Source organism: Streptomyces sp. NPDC036813 (genome assembly GCF_055609245.1).
Genome location: NZ_JBVJPV010000006.1, coordinates 229,270 through 248,171, shown reverse-complemented (window position 1 = coordinate 248,171; position 18,902 = coordinate 229,270). Strand labels below are relative to the sequence as shown.

Here is an 18,902-nt window from a genome sequence, read left to right as displayed (position 1 = left end):
GTGGTCGGCCGTGCGCGGTCGACGTGTGGCGCCCTTACAGTCCGGGCCGGCGCCGACGCCAGGTGAGAAGCCAGAAGATGGCTGCCGTGGCGGTGCCATAAGCGAGGTGCGCCGCGAGATCCCAGGCCACGGTCGTGGTGTCGTACTGCCAGATCGGCTTGTAGAGCCCTGCGATCGGCAACACGACGTAGTCGCCGGAGAACACCGCGGCACCGAAAGGCAGCCCGTAGACGGGGGACGGCCTGGACAGCGATCCGGCCAGGATGCCGTAGGCCGCGCCCGCCGCCGATCCGTAGGACCAGTGGGCGACGGTGCTCACGAGCCAGGCGGATCCATCAGGCAGCCGGCGCTGGGTGAAGCCCTCGATCACCCGCTTCGCCACCTGACCCGGAGCAGGGGCTTCCGCCCAGCCTTCGACTGGAGCGAATTCCCAAGCGCGCGGTCTGTCCGTCCCGCCTGCGCGGCGGTACTTCCGATAGTGGACAGCATCCAGGCAAACCGTTCCCCCGGCCCCGGCCAGCACGCCGGCGACAACCGACGCGAGTGGAGTCAGCGGGTTCCTCCGGGAGCGCATGACGCAGTCTCCTCATGGGCCGGTCGACGTGGTGAGCCCTCGCACCAGTGGCTGCGGCGGATGTCGTGCCGTGCGACGCGGTTCGAGGGCAACTCGTGCGAGCCCGTGCTGGGCCTGCCCAGACAAGTATCCGGCGGGTACGACGCGCCCGCACGAGGACTTGTCACGACGTGTCTTTGTGTGATGCTCCGATGGCAGACGGTTATCGTCCCTGAACAGGTCCACCGAGTGGTTCCTGCGCAACGGTTGGTCCCGCGGGCAGATCGAGACAGACAGGCCGTGTCCCCTTTGGAGTTCCCATGACCTCGGCGGGTTCCGGAAAGCAGCAGGCGCTCGTGCGCTCGTTCGCTGTGGCGCGTCATGGAAAGCTCTGGCTGGTGCCGACGCTCCTGTGCGCACTGGTGACGCTGTCCCTGACGCTGCTCTACTTGGGCGGCATCCTCAACCCGCAAGGGAACCTGCACCGTCTGCCGATCGCCCTGGTCGACACGGACCAGGGACCGCCGCTGCCAGGACAACAACAGACGTTGGGCGCGCAGGTGAGCCAGTCGGTCATCGCCGCGACCCCGGCAGGCACCGTGCAGTGGCGCCGGCTCAGCCAGGCCCAGATGCAGGACCAGCTGGCGTCCGGCAAGATCTACGGCGCCCTGGTCGTCCCAGCCGACTTCACCACATCGGTGGCAGCGCTGGCGACCCCCCGGGGCACGGCACGGCCGGCCCTCACGGTCCTGACCAACCCCGGGCTGGGCAGCCTCGGCTCCTCTTTGGCCAGTCAGATCACCCAGCGTGCGGCCCATCAGGCGTCTGTGGAGATCGGCCGACAACTGACGAGACAGGCAGCCGCCGAGGGTGCCAACGCCACGACCCGTGCGCTCCTGGGCGACCCGATCAGCGTCACCACCCGGGTGGGCCACCCCATCGGCAGACACAGCGGCCTCGGCCTGACCGCCTTCTACTTCACTCTTCTCCTGGTGCTCACCGGCTTCGTCGGCGGAAACATCATCAACAGCGGCGTCGACGCGGGCCTGGGTTACACGGACAACGAGATCGGGCCCTGGCACACCCGGCGGCCGACGGTGCCGATCAGCCGCACCCAGACACTGCTGCTGAAGATGCTCATGACCGCGGGCATCACTGTGCTCACCACCAGCCTGCTGATGATCGCCGCGATCGCGATTCTGGGCATGGACGCAACGCACCTGCCGCTGCTGTGGATCTTCTCCTACTGCGCGAGCCTGGCCGTGGGCCTGGGAGTGCAGGCCATCAACGCGGCCTTCGGCGGGATCGGCCAAGTGGTGTCGATGTTCGTCTTCATCGCCTTGGCCCTGCCGTCCTCGGGGGCGACGATTCCCCTCACTGCCGTTCCGGGCTTCTACCGTTTCCTGGCGCTGTTCGAACCGATGCGGCAACTGAGTGACGGCGTGCGGGCCATCCTCTACTTCGACGCCCGGGCCGACGCCGGGCTGACCCGTGGCTGGGTCATGATCGCCATCGGTGTCGCTCTCGCCCTGCTGTTCGGGTTCCTCATGACTCTCTACTACGACCGCAAGGGGCTGCACCGTCTGATCACGCGGTCCCCTGCACCAGCCGACGAGGCACCGTGATCGGCATCAGGCCGGCGGTCGGGCGACCTCGGTCAGTCGGCCTCCCGCCAGCGGGTGATGACGTCAGCGTAGTTGTCGGCGCCTTCAGCGTGCACCCGGCGGCGGAATCGCCCCACTGGCGCTCACGTCCGCAGATGCGACGCCCCGTTGAGGTCCAGGATCGTGCCGGAGGCCCACTCGGCGGCCGGCGAGGCGAGCCACACGACCGCCGCCGCGATCTCCTGCGCGGAGGCGACGCGGCCGAAGGGGCTCTGCGCGCGGATGGCGGCACCCTCCGCGCCCTCCAGCCGCGGCGCGACCCGCTCCGTGTCGAAGAAACCCGGCGCGACCGAGGCGACGGCGATGCCGTACGGGGCCAGTGACACCGCGAGCGACTGGCCCAGGGCGTGCACGGCCGCCTTCGTGGCCCCGTACGCAGGGTGGTCCGGTTCGCCGCGGAAGGCGCCGCGCGAGCCGATGTTGACGATGCGTCCGCCCGTGCCCTGGTCGATCATGCGCCGGGCCACGAGATGACTGAGGTTCGCCGTGGCGAGCAGGTTCACGGAGACATGCCGCTGCCAGAGTGCCACCCACTCCTCGTACGGCGTCTGAGGCAGGGGATGGCGGATGTTCACCGCCGCGTTGTTCACCAGCACGTCGACACCGCCGAGCGCGTCGGCCGCCGCCTCCACGACGGCCGCCGCACCCGATGGATCGGCGAGGTCGCCCCCTACCAGGGTGTGCCCGGAACCTGCGAGGGAGTCGAGCGTCACCCGGGCGTCGTCCTCACGCGACCCGAAGTGCACGGCGACCCGGTCCCCGCCGTCGGCGAACGCCTGCGCCACGGCCCGTCCGAGACCCCGCGACGCACCGCTGACCAGCACGCGCCGCCCGGACGCGGAGGCGCTCACGCTCATGAGAGATCCTGCACGGTGGTCACGATGCGGTCCCTTTCACCGAGGTACGCGGACGGCGCAAGCATAGGAGACGCCCGCTCGCTCAGCCGCGGTGGACGATCTCCCCGCCGACCATGACCAGGTCGCACACGGTCCCCGGGATGGCCTCGGGCTCGACGGTGAGGACGTCACGGGAGAGGACGACCAGGTCGGCGACCTTGCCGACGGACAGCGAACCGCGCTCGTGCTCCAGGAAGTTGGCGTACGCCGACCCCATCGTGTAGCCGTGCACCGCGGTCTGGATGTCCACCGTCTCCTGCGGCATCCACGCCTCACCTCCGCCGAGCGGCCGGCGCGTCACCGCCGTGTACAGGCCCACCATGGGGTCCATCTCGGCGACGTTCCAGTCACTGGAGAACGCCAGCGTCGCCCCGGCCCGGTGCAGGCTGCGCATGGGCCACGCCTTGTGCCAGCGCTCCGGACCGACGTTGCGCGCCCAGTCCTGGCCAGGACCGGCGATCTCGGGGGCGCAGTGGCGCGGCTGCATACAGGCCACCACCCCGAGGTCGGCGAAGCGCGGCACGTCCGCCGGGTCGCAGCACTCCACGTGGACGACCTGGTGGCGGGCGTCGCGCGGGCCGTTCTCGGCGCGGGCCCGGGCCACCGCGTCCAGCACCGTGCGGATGCCGCGGTCCCCGGTGGCGTGCACGAAGCACTGGAAGCCGCGCGCGTCGAGCCGGGTCAGCAGCTCGGTGAACTCCTCGGGCGGGTAGAAGGTGTCACCGCGGTGCCGGCAGCCCGTGTACGGCTCCAGCAGGGCGGCCGTGCGCGGCTCGACCACGTCGTCGATGTAGAGCTTGAGCGGCCCCACCCGCATCCACTCGTCGTCGAACCGCCGTGCGGCCTCGGCGAATTCGTCCAGGTCGGCCTCGGTGGTGCCGCGCGGATGGAACAGCGCGGCAACCAGTCGCGAGCGCAGGCGGCCCTCCTTGCGCGCGCGGACGAACAGCTCGAGATCGTCCAGCGAGTTCTGCGGTTCCACGACGGTCGTGATGCCGAAGCGTACGGCGTCGTCCAGGCTGCGCAGCAGCCTCCCGTACTGGCGCTCGGGGGAGGCCCAGGGCACGCCGAGCTCGCGCAGCGCTCGATGCCCCTCGCGGGACAGGCCACGCACGGCGAAGTCCCGTACGAAACCGGTGGGTTCACCGGTGGCGGCGTCGGTCTCGGGCACGCCGAACGGCAGCTCGCCGCAGCCGCGTGTCACACCGAGCCGGGCCATCGCGGCGCTGTTGAGCCACATGGTGTGCACGTCGTAACTGAGCACGAAGGCGGGGGTGTCGCCGGTCAGTTCGTCCAGGTCCCGGGCACGTGGCATCCGGCCGCCGGGGAGGACCGAGTAGTCGAAGCCCTCCGCCTCGATCCACGCGGCACCGGGGTGCTGTGCGCGCCAGGCGCCGATCCTGGCGGCGACCTCGGCGAGCGTGCGGGCCCCGGCCAGTTGCACGCACTCCTCGTCCGAGCCGAGCCGGACGTGGTTGTGCGCGTCCACGAAGCCCGGCAGGACCCGCCGCCCGCCCGCGTCGACGACGTCGGTGTCGGGGCCCGTCCACGCGTCGGCGTCCGCGTCGCAGCCCAGCCACGCGATACGGCCGTCCCGCACGGCGAGCGCCTCGGCCGAGGGGTGGCCCGGGTCGACGGTGTGGATACGGGCGTTGCGCAGGACCAGGTGGGCGGGGGAGGGGAAGGTCACGGTCTGTTCTCCAGTGTGCGTGCGGGTGGTGGGGCGAAGGCCGTACGGGCCGGTGTCAGTCGTCGGCGTCGGGAGCGGCGACCTGCCAGCGGTCGTGCGGATGCCGGCGCAGGTAAAGGAGGTAGTAGAGAGCCGCCGCCGCGATGACCCCGCCGGTGATGGCGAGATTGCGTCCGGCCTGCTGGTACAGCACGTAGCCGACCGAGGCGAGCACCACGACGGGGGCGAGCGGCCACAGCGGCATCCGCCAGGCCGGCCGTTCGCGCAGCGGTGCGCGGCGGGCGGCGAGCGCGGCGAGAGCGAGCAGGACGTAGACGACGGCGAGGATGGCGCCGGTGGCCTCGTACAGCGTCGACAGGTCGGCGAAGCAGGCCAGCGCCGCTCCGGGCAGGCTGATGACGAGGGTGGCGACCCACGGGGAGCCGAAACGGGGGTGCAGCCGGGTCAGCGCGCGGTTGACGGGCGCGGGCCAGGCCCGGTCCCGGCCCGATGCGTAGACCACGCGGGCGTTCTGCAGCACCATGACGAGGACCGCGTTGAGGATGGCCAGTGCGACGCACAGGTCGATGGCCGTGGCCGTGGTGTCGCCCGCCCAGCCGCGCACCAGGTCCGAGAAGGTGGCCGTGGACAGCGTCTCGGTGGACCCGGTGCCCAGCACCGCCGCGACGGCGGGCACCAGGATGACGGCGGCGCCGATGAACAGCGACCAGAAGACGGCGCGCGCCACGTTGCGGCGGGGCCGGTGGATCTCCTCGGCGAGATAGGAGGCGGTGCCGAACCCGTTGACCACGAACATCGCGGCGGCCAGCCCGGAGACGAGGAGCCCCAGGGTGAACGTCGTGTGCCCGGCGGCCGCCTGGGACACCTCCGGGTGGACGAGCACCGACGGGGAGCGCTGGGCGTGGGCGAGGCCGAGGACGGCCACGACCCCGGCGGCCACCACCTCCAGCACCAGGAAGGCCCCGGTCACCAGGGCGTTGGACTTCACGTCGAGGACGGCCGTGGCGATCGCCACGAGCATGACGGCACAGCCGGCGACCTGCGGGTTCACCCGGACGAGGTCGGCGAGGTAGTCGGCCGTGCCCAGAGCGATCACCGGTGGGATGACCACGAGCATGGCGATGGTCATCGCGAAGGTCACCCAGCCGAGGAACCGCCCGAGCAGCGCGTCGACCATGGCGTACTCGCCGCCGGAACTCGGGGTCAGCGTGCCCAGTTCGGCGTAGCAGGCGCCCACCGCGATCGAGATGACGATTCCCACCGCGATGGTCAGCGGAGCGCCCGTGCCCTGACCGGCGAACAGCTCGGGGACCAGGATGAACAGCGACGAGGCGGGGGTGATGCAGGACAGGGTGAGCAGGACGGCGCCCACGGGGCCGAGGACCCGCGCCAGTGCGGCGGGCGCCGCGCTGCCGCCGGGCGTGGCGGGGGCGGGACCGGTCGTGGACGTCGGCGACGGGGTCGGGGGCCGTGTGGACGGCGCGTCGCCGTGGGGTGTTCCGGCGGGAGTGTGCGTCATGGAGGTGCGTCCCCGGGTTCGGGCGGCTGGCCGCGGGCGGGAGGGGCGAAGGAGCGTGCAGAGAGGCGCACTTCCTTGAATGCGGTTCAAGGAAGTTTGAACGTCATACAAGATGTGGACTCGGCGCGGCTCTGTCAATAGATCGGCGGAGGAGTCCCAGAGTTTGAACGTCGTTCAAGCGCAGGCGGACGCGCCGCTAGACTGTCCGACGTGACGGCACCAGTGGCACGACGCAGACGGGGCGGGGTGATCGCCCGCGAGCGCATGCTCGAAGAGGCGATGCGGGCCATCGCGGAGCACGGTCTGGCCGAGCTGACGATGTCCGGCCTCGCCGAACGCCTCGGTACCTCCGGCGGGCACATCCTGTACTACTTCGGCACCAAGGACCGGTTGCTCCTCGAGGCGCTGCGGTGGAGCGAGGACCGGCTCACCGGGGAACGGCGGGCCCTGCTGTCGCGGCGCACCACCGTCGCCCGCCGCCTGGACGCCTTCGTCGAGCTCTATCTGCCCCAGGGCCCGCGTGACTCCCGCTGGATGCTGTGGATCGAACTGTGGGCTCGCGCCGCCGGGAACAGCGAACTGACCACCGCACAGGAGGAGTTCGACCGGGCCTGGCAGGAGGACCTGGAGCACCTGGTGCTGAAGGGCGTCCATCAGGGGCGCTTCGGTCTGCCCGAGGAGGAGGTCCCGGAGGCCGCCGACGCACTCCTCGCCCTCCTCGACGGGCTCAGCACCCGGGTGGTGCTGGGGCTGCGCGGAGCCACCCGCGAGGGAGCCGTGCGCACCGCGTGCGCTGCTGCCCGCAACGCCGTGCGGCCCCTCGCATGATCCGTGTCACCAGGAGGGGCGGGGTCATCCGAACAGTGCGACGGTCGTGGTGACGCGGGTCAGGGCCGGCCGGCGGGGCACGGAACCGAAGCCGAAACGCACGGGCGGGTCGACGGGCGCCAGGGCACCGAGATCGTCGCCCGCGCAGGCCGCCGACAGCCCGGTGACCGGCCACAGCCCGCGGACGCCGTACCACTCACGGCGTCCGGGCACCGCGCTGCCGCGGGTCCGCACACCGCGCAGCAGCAGCCGGGCCACCGGGTCCGTCACCACCGTCCAGGCCGCCCCGCGGGCGAGCGGGCCGGGCACGGCCGCGAGCAGAAGCCCCAGCGGTCCTGGCCGGCCGACCGTGAAGCGCAGCTCCAGCGGCCCCGCGCGGACCTCACAACTGCTGCCCGTCGCCGTCACGTCGACGGGTACCACGCGCACCGCGTCGAAGAGATAGGTGCCGCTGACGAAATCGGCGACGCGCCGCGTGGGCGCCAGCAGCAGCCGTTCCCCGTCGGCGCGCTCGATCATCACGTCGCTGAACGGGCCGAACGGCGACCGCGGCCAGTGGCCCACGACGATCCGCGTGCCCGAGGAGGTGCCCAGCCCCGCGATCCAGCCGTCGAAGCGCGACCGCGCCCTGTTTCTACGGGACATGCTGCCGCTTGTGCGGCCCTCGTGAGGCGCCCCGGCCCCCTCAGCGACACGGACGGGTAGGCCCGAGCCGCACATGCCTGACCCCTTCCGAGAAGTGCACCACGGGCTCACCGACGGGTGCCGGGAGGCCGGCCGCGCGGGTCAGGGTCTCCTCGGCCACCTCGAGGGAAGCGGCCCGCAGCGGCCACGGCTCGTGCTCGACCGGCGTCTGCCACAGCATGCCGTACCGGCGGGAGTACGCCCGCCACCGCGAGGTCAGCCACACGTCCCGTTCCGTCGGCCTGATCGGATCGCCGGGGCGGACGACGAGCCGGTAGGCGACGGCGCCGCCGCGCCGGGAGCCCGAGTACGAGACGACGTCCCCGTCCGTGGTGATCCGCAGGGCGCTCTGGTGGTACGGCACGCCCACGGCCCGCGCCGCCAGCATCAGCGGAAAGGCCACCTCGATGGTCAGGAACCACAGCCCGTCCCGCCCGGAGTCCCGGTGCCGGGCATAGGTGCGCAGGTTGGTCTCCGCGAACGTCGGCAGGCCCGGCAGCGCGGAGGGTACCCCGGGCGGACGGACGCCGGCCATGACGAAGGGCGTCAGACTCACCCAAGCCGCGCCCTCGTACTCGTCGACCACGAGTTCCGGCGGCAGCAGGGCCTGCACGGCCCGCGGCGGGAACGGCCAGTGCACGAACGTCTGCCGCAGCCAGCCGGTCCGGAGCGCGGGGACGCGCACCCGCTGCTCCGCTCCATATGCGACCACCAGCCCTGCGTTCCCCTCCGCCGACGGGCAAAACGCCGTACCCGCACCGACGGCTCCGCGCCGGGCGCGGCCGCCGGGGCGGGCGGTCCGCCGGACGCGGCCGGAGTCAGTGCGGCCGGTGATCCGGTCCGTGGTGGTGCGCCGTGGCTTCCGCGACCTGCTTGAGCGCCGACGCCGTGGCCGGGTCGCCGACCTTGGCGGGCTCCTCGTGCACGTGCTCCTCGGGGCCGCCGCGGTGGAAGCGGGACGGGGCCAGCCGGTCGCCCGCGCCCTGGTCCTCCGCAGCGGTGCCGTCGGTGCGCACGGGCACCGGTCCGGGCCCCTCGGCCCCGCCCGCAGCGGTCCCTGCCCCCTCGTCCTCGCGAGATGCGCCCTGGACCCCCTTGGTGTCCGCGCCCTCCTGCGTGCCGCGTTCGGGACGCGGCTGGGTCAGCCAGGCGACGGCGGCGCCCGCGAGCGCCACGGGCCACTCCACCACCCCGGCGACGCCCAGCACGCCGGCCCCGGTGTAGACGGCCAGCCGGCGGCCGCGCGGGGAGATCGCTCCGATCCGGTCCAGCGCATCGTCGGCGAACCTGCCCACCTGCTCGGCCCCCGGCAGACGCCGGAGCCCCGAGGCGACGGCCCCCAGCGGCTGGAGAAGACCCGACGGACGACTTCCGACCTGGCTCATTTCGAACTCCTCCCGCACGTCGTCGACAGGCGGCTTCTGTCTCCCAGTGTCACACTCGCCGGGCGCGGTCGGGGCCGCGCCAGGCACGGGAGTGCGGCCGCTCGCCGCAGGGCCGCGCCCGGCAGGGCCGCCCACGGCAGGACCGCCCACGGCAGGGCCGCTCCCGGCAGGACCGCGCACGTCAGGCTCGCTCACAGCAGGGCCGGTGCCGCGCCGGGAGCGAGCCGCACCCGCCCGCCGTGGCCGCAGGCCACGACGCGGTCGCCGAGACCGGCCCGGTCGGCTTCGGCGAGGAACGCGGACAGCGGCGAGCGCATCACCGTGTAGTCGCCGTAGTGGACCGGCAGGATGCGCCGGGGCGCGAGATGCCGGGCGAGTTCCGCGCCCTGCGCACCGTCCATGGTGACCACGAACCCGCCGGGAAGGCGGGTGCCGCCCAGGTGCAAGACGGCCAGATCGGCGGCGGGGAAACGGGTGGCGATCTCGGCCAGCCCGTCGTACGGCAGGGTGTCGCCGGAGACGTACAGCCGCAGTCGCGCGGGCCGCCCCGGTGGGCCGAACTCCAGCATGCTGCCCATCACCGGCGGCAGCAGCCCGCGCAGCACCGGATGACCGGCGTGCCGCCCAGGCAGAGCCGTGACCCGCACCTGCGCCTCGCCGCGCCGGAGGGTGAAGTGCCGCCAGGTGCGCAGCCCCGCCGTACGGGGGAAGCCGTGCACGACCCTCAGACGGCGCGCGGCGTGCGGGGTGGTCAGCACCGGAACGGTGCGGTCCAGACCCCGGCGCGCCCGCCGGTCCCAGTGGTCCCCGTGCAGATGGGAGAGCACAATCCCGTCGAGACGAGGCAGGTCGTCCACGTCGAGGGCCGGCTCGGTCAGCCGCCGGCTCAGCAACCCGTATCCCAGGTAGGCGTACTGCCCCCGGTGCAGGAAGTTCGGATCGGTCAGGAGAGTGAGCGGTCCGTAGCGCAGCAGGACGGTCGCGTTGCCTATGAAGTGGATGTCGAGCGCGTCGTCGGGGGCGTCGTCCGCGATCGGGGACATGGTCGCCCGCCCTTCGCCGGGGTCGCGGGGCGCCTGCCACACGCCGCCACCGCGTTGAGGGTCGTCTCTCTTCCGATCCGCCGCGGGTTCCCCGGCGCGCCGTCCGAAAACGGCCGGCCGTACTCGACAGGTCACCGGCTCGGTGCGTGGCGGCCGTACTCGGCAGGTCACCGGCCCCGCGCGTGGCGTCGGCGACCGGGGGTACCCAGGACAGCCGTGCGGGGCGGGGTTCTACACCGCTCCCCGCAGGCGGAGCGAGAAGGAGGGGCCATGACCGGCGACAGACCCCGTACCGGCGCACGGCGGACCCGGCGTCTGCGGGAGACCGCCGTCGAGGTGTTCGGCTGGGACGAGCTGCGACCCGAGCAGCTCACCGCGATGGAGTGGGTACTTCAGGGACGCGACACCCTCGTCGTCATGCCGACCGGAGCCGGCAAGTCCGCCGTGTACCAGGTCCCCGCCCTGCTGCTGCCGGGCCCCGTCGTGGTCGTCTCGCCGCTGCTCGCGCTGCAGCGGGACCAGATCGCCGGCCTGCCCGGCGGCCGGGGCGGACCGGGAGCCGTCGCCGTGAACTCCGACCTCTCCGCGGCCGAGACGCAGGCGGCCTGGGAGGCGGTGGACGGCGGCGGGGTCACCTACGTGTACCTGTCCCCGGAGCAACTGGCCAAGGACGAGGTCGTGCAGCGGCTGGCCGAGGCCCGCCCGGCCCTGTTCGTGGTGGACGAGGCCCAGTGCGTGTCGTCCTGGGGCCATGACTTCCGGCCCGACTACCTGCGCCTCGCCCAGGCCGTACGGCGCCTGGGCCGGCCCCCCGTCCTCGCGCTCACCGCGACCGCCGCGCCGCCCGTCCGCCAGGACATCGTCGAGCGGCTCGGCATGGACCGGCCCCGGCAGCTGGTCACCGGGTTCGACCGCCCCGAGATCCGGCTCCAGGTCCACCGCCACCTTCAGGACGACGAACGCCGGCGCATGGTCGTCGAGCAGGCGGCGGCCGAACCCAAACCCGGCATCGTCTACGCCGCGACCCGCAAGGACACCGAGTACTACGCCGCGGAGCTGGCCTCGCTGGGACTCGCCGCCGAGGCCTACCACGCGGGGCTGCGCGCAGCGGAACGCCGGCGGGTCCACGAGGCGTTCCTCGCGGGCGAGGCGGACGTGGTGGTGGCGACCACGGCCTTCGGGATGGGCATCGACAAGGAGGACGTGCGGTTCGTGCTGCATGCCGCGCTGCCGGGTTCCCTGGACGCCTACTACCAGGAGATCGGCCGTGGCGGCCGGGACGGGCGGCCCGCCCTGGCCGTACTGCACTTCCGGCCCGAGGACACCGGGATGCAGGTCTACTTCAGCGGTCGCGCTCCCGGCGCGGACGCCGTCGACGCGGTCGTACGGGCCGTCCACGACCACGCGGCCGATCCGGCGGGGCTCGACGAACTGCGCCAGGACACCGGTCTCTCCCGCACCAGGGTCACCACGGCCGTGAACCTGCTGGAGGAAGCCGGGGCCGTCGCGACGGACGCCTCGGGCGCCGTCCGGCCGGAACCGGACACCACCCCGTCCCGGGCGGTCGAGCGTGCGGAGGGAAACGCCGAGGCCCATCAGCGCATGGACCGCTCCCGGGTCGACATGGCCCGGGCCTACGCCGAGACGACCGGTTGCCGACGGCGGTTCCTGCTGGGGTACTTCGGCGAGGAGTACGAGGCACCGTGCGGGAACTGCGACGTCTGTGAGACCAGGGAGGCCGAGGGCGGCGAGGATGCGCGCGACGAGAGGCAGGCGGTGCATCCGGACGCCGGCGCCTATCCGGCCGGTACGGCCGTGCGACACGGCCGGTGGGGGAGGGGCACCGTGCTGAGCGAGGAGGGGGACCGCATCACCGTGCTCTTCGACGACGTCGGCTACCGCACGCTCTCCCTCGAAGCGCTGGCCGGCCGCGACGACCTGCTCACGGCGGCGAGCGACCCGGGCGGCGATCCGTCCGACCGCTGAGCGGACGCCGTCACCGCCCGGGCGCGGCGGCCGGTCCGTCCGTCACGGCGTCGAGCCTGGATCGCTCAGCACCTGGAACGTCGCCGGTCCCAGCGTGATCACCCCGTCGCTCAGAGGGGTGCACCGCACGCCGCCCTTGCCCCGCAGGGCCCGCTGCGCACCGGGACCGATGGTCACATCCATCCAGGCGCAGGGCCGCGCGGGACGGTTCACGGCGAGGACGACGGGCCCGGCGCCGCAGTCCAGGGAGATCGTCGCGCCGACGAAGGAGTCGATGTCGACACCGCTGAGCAGGATGTTCCGCCGGGTGTGCCGGAGGTCGGCGCCCGGGTCGATGTCCCGGGGGAGGTTCTCCGCGGACATCAGCGTCACCGAGGCGTCCCGATGGGCGGCCCTGGCGTAGTAGCGGTCACCGACCAGCCCCAGCCCGCGGCGCACCTCGACCCGTGTCACCGACTCGCCGTCCGGTCCCGGAGCGGGCCCGTCCGCCGGTCGCCCGGACAGCCGGTGCGCCGGTGACACCAGCAGTTGCACCACCGCGACCTCGGTCATGCCCTCACCCTAGACGAACAGGTGAACGGATCGGATCGGTCGGCCCGCTACACCTTCCTGGCCAGCCCGGCGGAGATGAGGTGTTCCCAGACGGTCAGTTCCCGCTGCCGGCCGTCGCGGTTCCACCGGCTGTCGACGACGTCGGGACGCCACAGGCTGGCGGGGACGACACCCGGTTCGAGGATCTCCAGGCCGTCCAGCAGGGCTTCGATCTCTTCGTCGCTGCGCCACCGGCCCCGGCCGAACGTCTGCTGGAGGACCTTCTCCGCCTCCTCCGTCTCGGGGTTGTTGCCGGAACGGAAGTGGCTGACGAAGAAGTAGCTTCCGACGGGGACCTGTTCGCGCCAGTAGCGCACGATGGCGGTGGGGTCCTCCTCGTCGTTGACGTGGTGGAGAATGGCACTGAATATGACGGCGACCGGCTGGTCGAAGTCGATCAACTCGACGGTGTCCGGGTGGGTGCGGATGGCCTCGGGGTCGCGCACGTCCGCCGGGACGACCCGGGTGTGCTCGTTCTCCTCCAGCAACGCCCGCCCGTGCACCAGCACCTGGGGGTCGGTGTCGACGTAGACGACCCGGGACTCCGGCGCGTGCCGCTGCGCGACCTGGTGGACGTTGTCGGCGGTGGGCAGACCGCTGCCGAGGTCGACGAACTGCCGTACGCCCGTGGTCGTCGCGATCTCCCGCACCGCCCGCGTCAGGGCCGCCCGGTTGGCGAAGGCGATCGCCACGGAACCGGGAAGGTCACGTTTGAAGACGTCACCGATCTCCCGGTCCACGGCGTAGTTGTCCTTGCCGCCGAGCAGGTAGTCGTACACACGGGCGATACTGGGCTTGGTGGAGTCGATGGCGGAGCCTTCATGCGTCATGGCGACCATCTTCCCCTCCAACCACGCCCGCTGACCACGACTTTGGCTTGTTGAGGTCTTTCCCGCGCCCCGGCGGGTGCACTCACTTCTTCTTCACGCCCTCGTTCCAGATCAGCTTGGCGATGTTCGGCTTCACCGCTGTGGTGATCACCCCCATCGCCGTGCGCACGTAACGGCGCTCGGCGGCCTCGCGGAGCATGCTCGCGGCCAGGTCGGAGCGAGCGGTGAACACCCCGTCCGCGCTGGTCTCCGCCGTGTGATAGTCCGTCACCACGGGGTGCTCGAAGAGCCCCGAGGGCCGTACGAGTGTCCAGTCGAGGTCCGTCTCACGGATCACGGCCTCCATGCGGCGCATGTCCTCGTGCAGGGTGCGGCCGAGGCGCCGGTTCACCAGCGGGTCGAGCACCAGGTTGAAGAAGTGCGCGCCGGTGGGGCGCCAGTGCGGGTCCGCGATGCTCGAACTCACCGCGAGGAGACGTTTGACCCCGTGACGGGCCATCGCCTCGGTGATCGTCCGGGCGCTCGCGGAGTAGGTGGTGATCTCCTTCTTGCTGTACGGCGTGCCCAGTACCGACAGCACGGCGTCCGTACCGCCGACCGCGGTGTCGACGCCGACCGGATCGGTCGCGTCGGCGACCGCCACGGCGAGCCCCGGACGCTCGGCGATCGACCCGGGCCGCCGGGTCACGGCGACGACCTCGTGACCGGCGGCGAGGGCCTGGTCGACGAGCCGGCGGCCGGTGGGTCCATTGGCTCCGAAGACGGTGATACGCATGACGGCGGGTCCTTTCTTCGTACGGGCGGCGGAACGCTCTTGACCCTGCCGGTCGGGCGGCGCAAGCTCAACGCCGATGAATAAACCGTCACCCCTCGCGCCGGCCGGCCCCCGAGGGCGGGGCCGCCCCCGCGGCAACCCGCCCACCCGCGCATCGATCGTCTCCGCCGCCCGCCCGCTCTTCGTCGAGCGCGGCTACCGTGCCACCACGCTGCGTGCCGTCGCCCAGGCCGCCGGGGTCGACCCCGCTGCGATCGCCTACCACTTCGGTTCGAAGAAAGCCCTGTTCGCCGACGTCATGCAGGTCCATTGCGCGAACGCCCTCACCGTCGACCGCGTCCTGTCCGGCGACCCGGCCACCCTGCCCGACCGCCTCATCGACACGGTGACCGGGCTGTGGGAGGATCCCGACTTCCGCCGGCTCACCAGCCAGGGAGAGGAGGTCGCCGCAGCCGTCCGCGACTATCTGGAATCCGAGCTCCTGGCCCGCCTCGTTGAATTTCTCGGCGGCCGGACCGCCATCGCGCGGGCCACCGCCGTCGTCACCGTCCTCGGCGGACTGATCTACACCCGCTACCTCAACCCTCTCCCCACGACCGCCGCCCTCACCCCCGACGAGATCCGCCGGATCCTCGCCCCCTCACTGCATGCGGCGCTCAACCCGGGCAAGCACCCGAGATGAGGAACCAGCGCTGACGCCAAGGCAGTTGCCGGTAGGCGCCGGCGGCGGACGTATTCCCTCGCCGGCGTCGAAGTAACGCGTCGATCGCGTGTTTGCCGGGGCGGGAGCAGAGCACACGACGGCCAGGAGGTCGATAACGATGGTTCCCCTGCTTCTGGTTCTGCTGCTGGCTCTGGTCCTGTTCGGTGCGGGCTTCGCGCTCAAGGCCCTGTGGTGGGTCGCGGTGATCGTGCTCGCGGTGTGGCTGCTCGGTTTCGTGGTCCGTCCGGCGGCCGGTGGGGGCCGCCGGGGCCGCTGGTACCGGTGGTGACCCGGTACCGCTGACCGAGCGGCACACAGGAACGGCGCCACGAGGCAGTGGCGCGCGAGGGGTGGGGGGGGCCCCGGGGGGGGGGCCCCCCCCCCCCCCGGGGGGCCCGGGGGGGGGGGGGCCCCCCCCGGGGCCCCCCCCGCCGCCCCGGCCCCCGGGGCCCGCCGCCACACACTGACCCGCCCCCCCCGGGGGGGGGGGGGGGGGGGGGGGGCGGGCCGGGGGGGGCCCCCCCCACCCCTCTTCGTGCGCGCCGTGTCGTGGGCCCCCTGCCGCGGGGCCCATGGCTCAACTCAACCCCGCACACCGGCCGCGTGGTGGGGGCTGAACGCGCGCCGGTAGGCGGCGGGTGAGACCCCGAACGCCGCGCGCATGTGCGCGCGCAGGGAGTTGGCCGAACCGAAGCCGGCCCGGTGCGCGACGAGGTCGATCGTCAGGTCCGTCGTCTCCAGCAACTGCTTGGCCAGCTCCAGGCGCTGGGCGGTGAGCCACTGCATCGGGGTCATGCCGACCTCGTCGCGAAAGCGCCGGGTGAAGGAACGCAGGCTCATCCGGGCGTGCTCGGCGAGCTGGGTGAGGGAGAGCGGCTCGCCGAGGTGCTCCAGCGCCCAGGCGCGGGTCGCCGTGGTGCCGGCCAGAGTCGGCTCGGGGACCGGGCGGTCGATGTACTGGGCCTGCCCGCCGTCCCGCCACGGCGGTACGACGCACATGCGGGCGGCCCGGTTGGCGGCGGCCGCGCCGTGGTCCCGGCGGATCAGGTGCAGGCACAGGTCGACACCCGCCGCCACGCCCGCGGACGTCAGCACGTCGCCGTCGTCGACGAAGAGGACGTCCTCGTCCACCTTGACCTTGGGGTAGGCCCGGCGGAACTCGGGCGCCAGGTTCCAGTGGGTGGTCGCAGGGCGGCCGTCGAGCAGACCGGCAGCCGCGAGGACGTAGGAGCCGGTGCAGATGGACACGAGCCGGGTGCCGGGCCGGATGCCGGCGATGGCCGCGGTGACCTCCGGGGGCAGCGGGCCGCCGCGGCCCAGCTCCGGCATGGCGTGCGTGGGCGGGACGATCACGGTGTCCGCGGCCGCCAGGGCCTCGGGCCCGGCCGCGGGCTGCACGGTGAAGCCGGCGTCGCTGGGCACGGGGGCACCGTCGGCGGTGCAGACGGTGACGTCGTAGAGCGGGCGGCCCTCGGCGTCCTGCACGCTGCCGAAGACACGTGAGGGGATGCCGAGCTCGAAGGGCGGCACCCCGGGCAGGGCGAGCACGGCGACGCGGTGCGGCCGTGGCGCCGCCTGCGCCGGGTCCCGCTGTGCTTCGGTGGTCGCCCCTTGCGAAGTACTCATGGCCAGATCCTGTCACATAGTGGCCGGACGGCCAATCCCGCGGCCGGGCCCCCTGCCCCATCGTTGTCTGCGTCGCGCCGGGGACCTCCCGGTGCCGAGCTGATCGAGTACGGAAAGAGAGACGGACAGCATGCGTGCAGTGGTCGTGGAGCAGTGGGGCGGTCCCGAGGTCCTGGTCGAGCGTGAGCTGGAGCGCCCGGAGCCCGGGCTCAACGAGGTCCTGGTGCGGGTGCACGCGGCCGGAGTGAACCCGGTGGACTGGAAGACGCGGGCCAGTGGGGGCCTCATCGAGTGGGGCGCCGTACCGGCCGTCGGCTGGGACGTGTCCGGGACCGTCGAGGCCGTCGGGCCCGGCGTGGGGGTCTTCCGCCCCGGTGACGAGGTCTTCGGCATGCCGCTGTTCCCCCGCCAGGCGGGCGCTTACGCCGAGTACGTGGTGGCACCGGCCCGGCACCTCGCCCCGAAGCCCGCGGGCCTCACCCACGTGGAGGCGGCGGCGCTGCCGCTGGCCGCGCTGACCGCCTGGCAGGCCCTGGTGGACGCGGCGGACGTGCGTCCCGGCGAGCGGGTGCTGGTGCACGCGGCCGCCGGAGGGGTCGGTCACTTCGCGGTGCAGATCGCCAAGGCCCGCGGCGCCCACGTCATCGGCACGGCCAGCGCCGCCAAGCACGACCTCGTGCGGCGGCTGGGCGCGGACGAGGTGGTCGACTACCGCACGGTCCGCTTCGAGGACGTCGTGAGCGATGTCGACGTCGTCCTGGACGGCCTGGGCGGGGAGACCGCCGAGCGCTCCCTCGCGGTGCTCCGGGACGGCGGCAGGCTGATCACCCTGCCCGGTCCCGACGACGTCCCGGCCGCCCACGACGGGGTGCGGGCGGCCTGGGTGCTGGTCGAGCCCGACCACCTGGGACTGCGCGAGATCGCCGCCCTGGCGGAGCGGGGCGCGCTGAAGCCGGTGGTCGAGACGGTGCTGCCGCTCGCGCAGGCCGCGAAGGCGCACGAGATCGGCGAGCAGGGCCGCACGACCGGCAAGATCGTCCTCACGGTCGCCTGACCAGGCCCGGCCCCTGCCTCAGGCCGTCCGCGGCGTCCTGAACCTGCGCCGGTACTCCGTCGGCGTGGTGTTCAGGCGGCGGCGGAACGCCCGGATCAGGGTGTCCGTCGTACCGAATCCGGTGAGGGACGCGATGCGGTCCAACGTGGCGTCGGTGGACTCCAGTTCGCCACGCGCCTTCTCGACGCGGACCGACTCGACGTAGGCGTGCGGCGTCATGCCCAGCTCCGTCTTGAAGAGCCTGGTCAGATGCCGCTCGCTGACATGCGCGTAGGCGGCGATGTCCGCGATGGTCAGCGGCTCGCCGATGTTCCGCATGATGTGGTGGCGGAGGTCCTCGATACGGCGCGTGGTGGAGACCTGCTCCAGCGGAACGCTGAACTGGCTCTGCCCGCCAGGGCGTTTGAGGTACATCACCAGCTGCCGGGCCACCCGCAGCGCGACCGCTTCGCCGAGGTCCTCGGCGATGAGGGCGAGCGACAGATCGAGGCAGGCGCTGATGCCCGCCCCGGTCCAGACGTCGCCGTCCCGGACGAAGATGGGATCGGCGTCGACCTCGACCTCCGGGTGGTCGGCGGCGAGACGCTGTGCGGTGGACCAGTGCGTGGTCGCCCGCCTGCCGTCCAGCAGGCCCGCGGCGGCGAGGATGTGCGCGCCGACGCACACCGAGGTGATCCGCCGGCTGTAGGCGGCGAGCTGTCTCACCCGGCGCACGAGACCGGCGTCGACCAGAGGCTGCACACGGCGCTCACTGTCCACCTCCACCGACCCGGGCACGATGAGCGTGTCGATCCGACGCGCCCCGACCTGCTCGAACGTGGCGTCCGGGAGCACCCGGACGCCCGCACCCGTGACGACGGGCTCCAACGTCTCGGCCGCCAGCACGACTTCGTAGCCCGCCGCCTCCTGCGTCTCGCGCCGCGCCAGCGCGAACACTTCCGGCGGACCGGTGACGTCGAGCAGGTCGACACCTTCGAAGACGACGATGACGACGAGTCGTCCGATGCTCCCCGGCACGATTCCCCCCACGTGAACGGCATGTCCGTATCTGCAGGTTAGACGTCATTGCCGACAT

The 18,902-nt window shown here is 72.8% G+C and carries 19 protein-coding genes; 6 read left to right on the top strand and 13 right to left on the bottom strand.

Annotated elements, in window-relative coordinates:
* Positions 1-34: 34 nt before the first annotated feature.
* Positions 35-319 carry a hypothetical protein gene (locus tag ACZ67Q_RS15555; RefSeq protein WP_471181635.1) on the bottom strand — a complete coding sequence of 95 codons (285 nt, stop codon included), beginning with the start codon at positions 317-319 and terminating at the stop codon, positions 35-37.
* A 554-nt stretch (positions 320-873) separates the two neighbouring features.
* Here ACZ67Q_RS15555 and ACZ67Q_RS15550 point away from each other — a divergent pair.
* A complete protein-coding gene (locus ACZ67Q_RS15550) occupies positions 874-2,178 on the top strand; it encodes a YhgE/Pip domain-containing protein (protein WP_471181632.1) in 1,305 nt (434 codons plus the stop codon).
* Between the two features lie 122 nt (positions 2,179-2,300).
* On the opposite strand, the gene ACZ67Q_RS15545 is transcribed toward ACZ67Q_RS15550, so the two are convergent.
* The 3 genes from ACZ67Q_RS15545 to ACZ67Q_RS15535 form a co-directional block, all read right to left on the bottom strand.
* A complete protein-coding gene (locus tag ACZ67Q_RS15545) occupies positions 2,301-3,074 on the bottom strand; it encodes an SDR family NAD(P)-dependent oxidoreductase (protein ID WP_471181630.1) in 774 nt (257 codons plus the stop codon).
* 82 nt (positions 3,075-3,156) lie between these two features.
* Positions 3,157-4,803: an amidohydrolase gene (locus ACZ67Q_RS15540; protein WP_471181627.1), complete on the bottom strand. Its 1,647-nt coding sequence runs from the start codon at positions 4,801-4,803 to the stop codon at positions 3,157-3,159.
* 55 nt (positions 4,804-4,858) lie between these two features.
* The gene (locus tag ACZ67Q_RS15535; RefSeq protein ID WP_471181624.1) at positions 4,859-6,322 is read right to left on the bottom strand and encodes an APC family permease; all 1,464 of its coding nucleotides are present in this window, start codon (positions 6,320-6,322) and stop codon (positions 4,859-4,861) included.
* A gap of 264 nt (positions 6,323-6,586) precedes the next feature.
* Between ACZ67Q_RS15535 and ACZ67Q_RS15530 the strand changes: the two genes are divergently transcribed.
* Complete coding sequence (locus tag ACZ67Q_RS15530) at positions 6,587-7,150, top strand: TetR family transcriptional regulator C-terminal domain-containing protein (protein ID WP_471181947.1); 564 nt, start codon at positions 6,587-6,589, stop codon at positions 7,148-7,150.
* Between the two features lie 24 nt (positions 7,151-7,174).
* Here the strand turns inward: ACZ67Q_RS15530 and ACZ67Q_RS15525 are convergent, their stop codons facing one another.
* The 4 genes from ACZ67Q_RS15525 to ACZ67Q_RS15510 all read right to left on the bottom strand — a co-directional run bounded on the left by ACZ67Q_RS15525 (position 7,175) and on the right by ACZ67Q_RS15510 (position 10,262).
* Complete coding sequence (locus ACZ67Q_RS15525) at positions 7,175-7,795, bottom strand: hypothetical protein (RefSeq protein WP_471181622.1); 621 nt, start codon at positions 7,793-7,795, stop codon at positions 7,175-7,177.
* Positions 7,796-7,835: 40 nt separating this feature from the next.
* Positions 7,836-8,546 (bottom strand): YqjF family protein, encoded by a 711-nt coding sequence (locus tag ACZ67Q_RS15520; protein ID WP_471181619.1) that lies wholly within the window; start codon positions 8,544-8,546, stop codon positions 7,836-7,838.
* 106 nt (positions 8,547-8,652) lie between these two features.
* On the bottom strand, positions 8,653-9,219 hold the full coding sequence (locus ACZ67Q_RS15515; RefSeq protein WP_471181617.1) for a hypothetical protein: 567 nt from the start codon (positions 9,217-9,219) through the stop codon (positions 8,653-8,655).
* A gap of 191 nt (positions 9,220-9,410) precedes the next feature.
* On the bottom strand, positions 9,411-10,262 hold the full coding sequence (locus ACZ67Q_RS15510) for an MBL fold metallo-hydrolase (RefSeq protein WP_471181614.1): 852 nt from the start codon (positions 10,260-10,262) through the stop codon (positions 9,411-9,413).
* Positions 10,263-10,532: 270 nt separating this feature from the next.
* Here ACZ67Q_RS15510 and ACZ67Q_RS15505 point away from each other — a divergent pair, with 270 nt between their 5' ends.
* Positions 10,533-12,248 carry a RecQ family ATP-dependent DNA helicase gene (locus tag ACZ67Q_RS15505; protein ID WP_471181612.1) on the top strand — a complete coding sequence of 572 codons (1,716 nt, stop codon included), beginning with the start codon at positions 10,533-10,535 and terminating at the stop codon, positions 12,246-12,248.
* 42 nt (positions 12,249-12,290) lie between these two features.
* Here the strand turns inward: ACZ67Q_RS15505 and ACZ67Q_RS15500 are convergent, their stop codons facing one another.
* The 3 genes from ACZ67Q_RS15500 to ACZ67Q_RS15490 form a co-directional block, all read right to left on the bottom strand.
* A complete protein-coding gene (locus ACZ67Q_RS15500; RefSeq protein ID WP_471181609.1) occupies positions 12,291-12,800 on the bottom strand; it encodes a molybdenum cofactor biosysynthesis protein in 510 nt (169 codons plus the stop codon).
* Positions 12,801-12,847: 47 nt separating this feature from the next.
* Positions 12,848-13,669: an SAM-dependent methyltransferase gene (locus ACZ67Q_RS15495; protein WP_471181606.1), complete on the bottom strand. Its 822-nt coding sequence runs from the start codon at positions 13,667-13,669 to the stop codon at positions 12,848-12,850.
* An 82-nt stretch (positions 13,670-13,751) separates the two neighbouring features.
* Positions 13,752-14,444: an NAD(P)-dependent oxidoreductase gene (locus ACZ67Q_RS15490; protein ID WP_471181604.1), complete on the bottom strand. Its 693-nt coding sequence runs from the start codon at positions 14,442-14,444 to the stop codon at positions 13,752-13,754.
* Positions 14,445-14,520: 76 nt separating this feature from the next.
* On the opposite strand from ACZ67Q_RS15490, the gene ACZ67Q_RS15485 reads away from it, so the two are divergent.
* Both ACZ67Q_RS15485 and ACZ67Q_RS15480 read left to right on the top strand, forming a co-directional pair.
* Positions 14,521-15,126: a TetR/AcrR family transcriptional regulator gene (locus ACZ67Q_RS15485; RefSeq protein WP_471181602.1), complete on the top strand. Its 606-nt coding sequence runs from the start codon at positions 14,521-14,523 to the stop codon at positions 15,124-15,126.
* Between the two features lie 139 nt (positions 15,127-15,265).
* Positions 15,266-15,436: a hydrophobic protein gene (locus tag ACZ67Q_RS15480; RefSeq protein ID WP_361637512.1), complete on the top strand. Its 171-nt coding sequence runs from the start codon at positions 15,266-15,268 to the stop codon at positions 15,434-15,436.
* 293 nt (positions 15,437-15,729) lie between these two features.
* Here ACZ67Q_RS15480 and ACZ67Q_RS15475 read toward each other — a convergent pair whose 3' ends face one another.
* Positions 15,730-16,773, bottom strand: a complete 1,044-nt coding sequence (locus ACZ67Q_RS15475) for a GlxA family transcriptional regulator (protein ID WP_471181599.1) — start codon at positions 16,771-16,773, stop codon at positions 15,730-15,732.
* A gap of 130 nt (positions 16,774-16,903) precedes the next feature.
* Between ACZ67Q_RS15475 and ACZ67Q_RS15470 the strand changes: the two genes are divergently transcribed.
* Positions 16,904-17,827: an NADP-dependent oxidoreductase gene (locus ACZ67Q_RS15470; RefSeq protein WP_471181597.1), complete on the top strand. Its 924-nt coding sequence runs from the start codon at positions 16,904-16,906 to the stop codon at positions 17,825-17,827.
* 18 nt (positions 17,828-17,845) lie between these two features.
* Here ACZ67Q_RS15470 and ACZ67Q_RS15465 read toward each other — a convergent pair whose 3' ends face one another.
* The gene (locus ACZ67Q_RS15465) at positions 17,846-18,844 is read right to left on the bottom strand and encodes a GlxA family transcriptional regulator (protein WP_471181594.1); all 999 of its coding nucleotides are present in this window, start codon (positions 18,842-18,844) and stop codon (positions 17,846-17,848) included.
* Positions 18,845-18,902 lie beyond the last annotated feature (58 nt).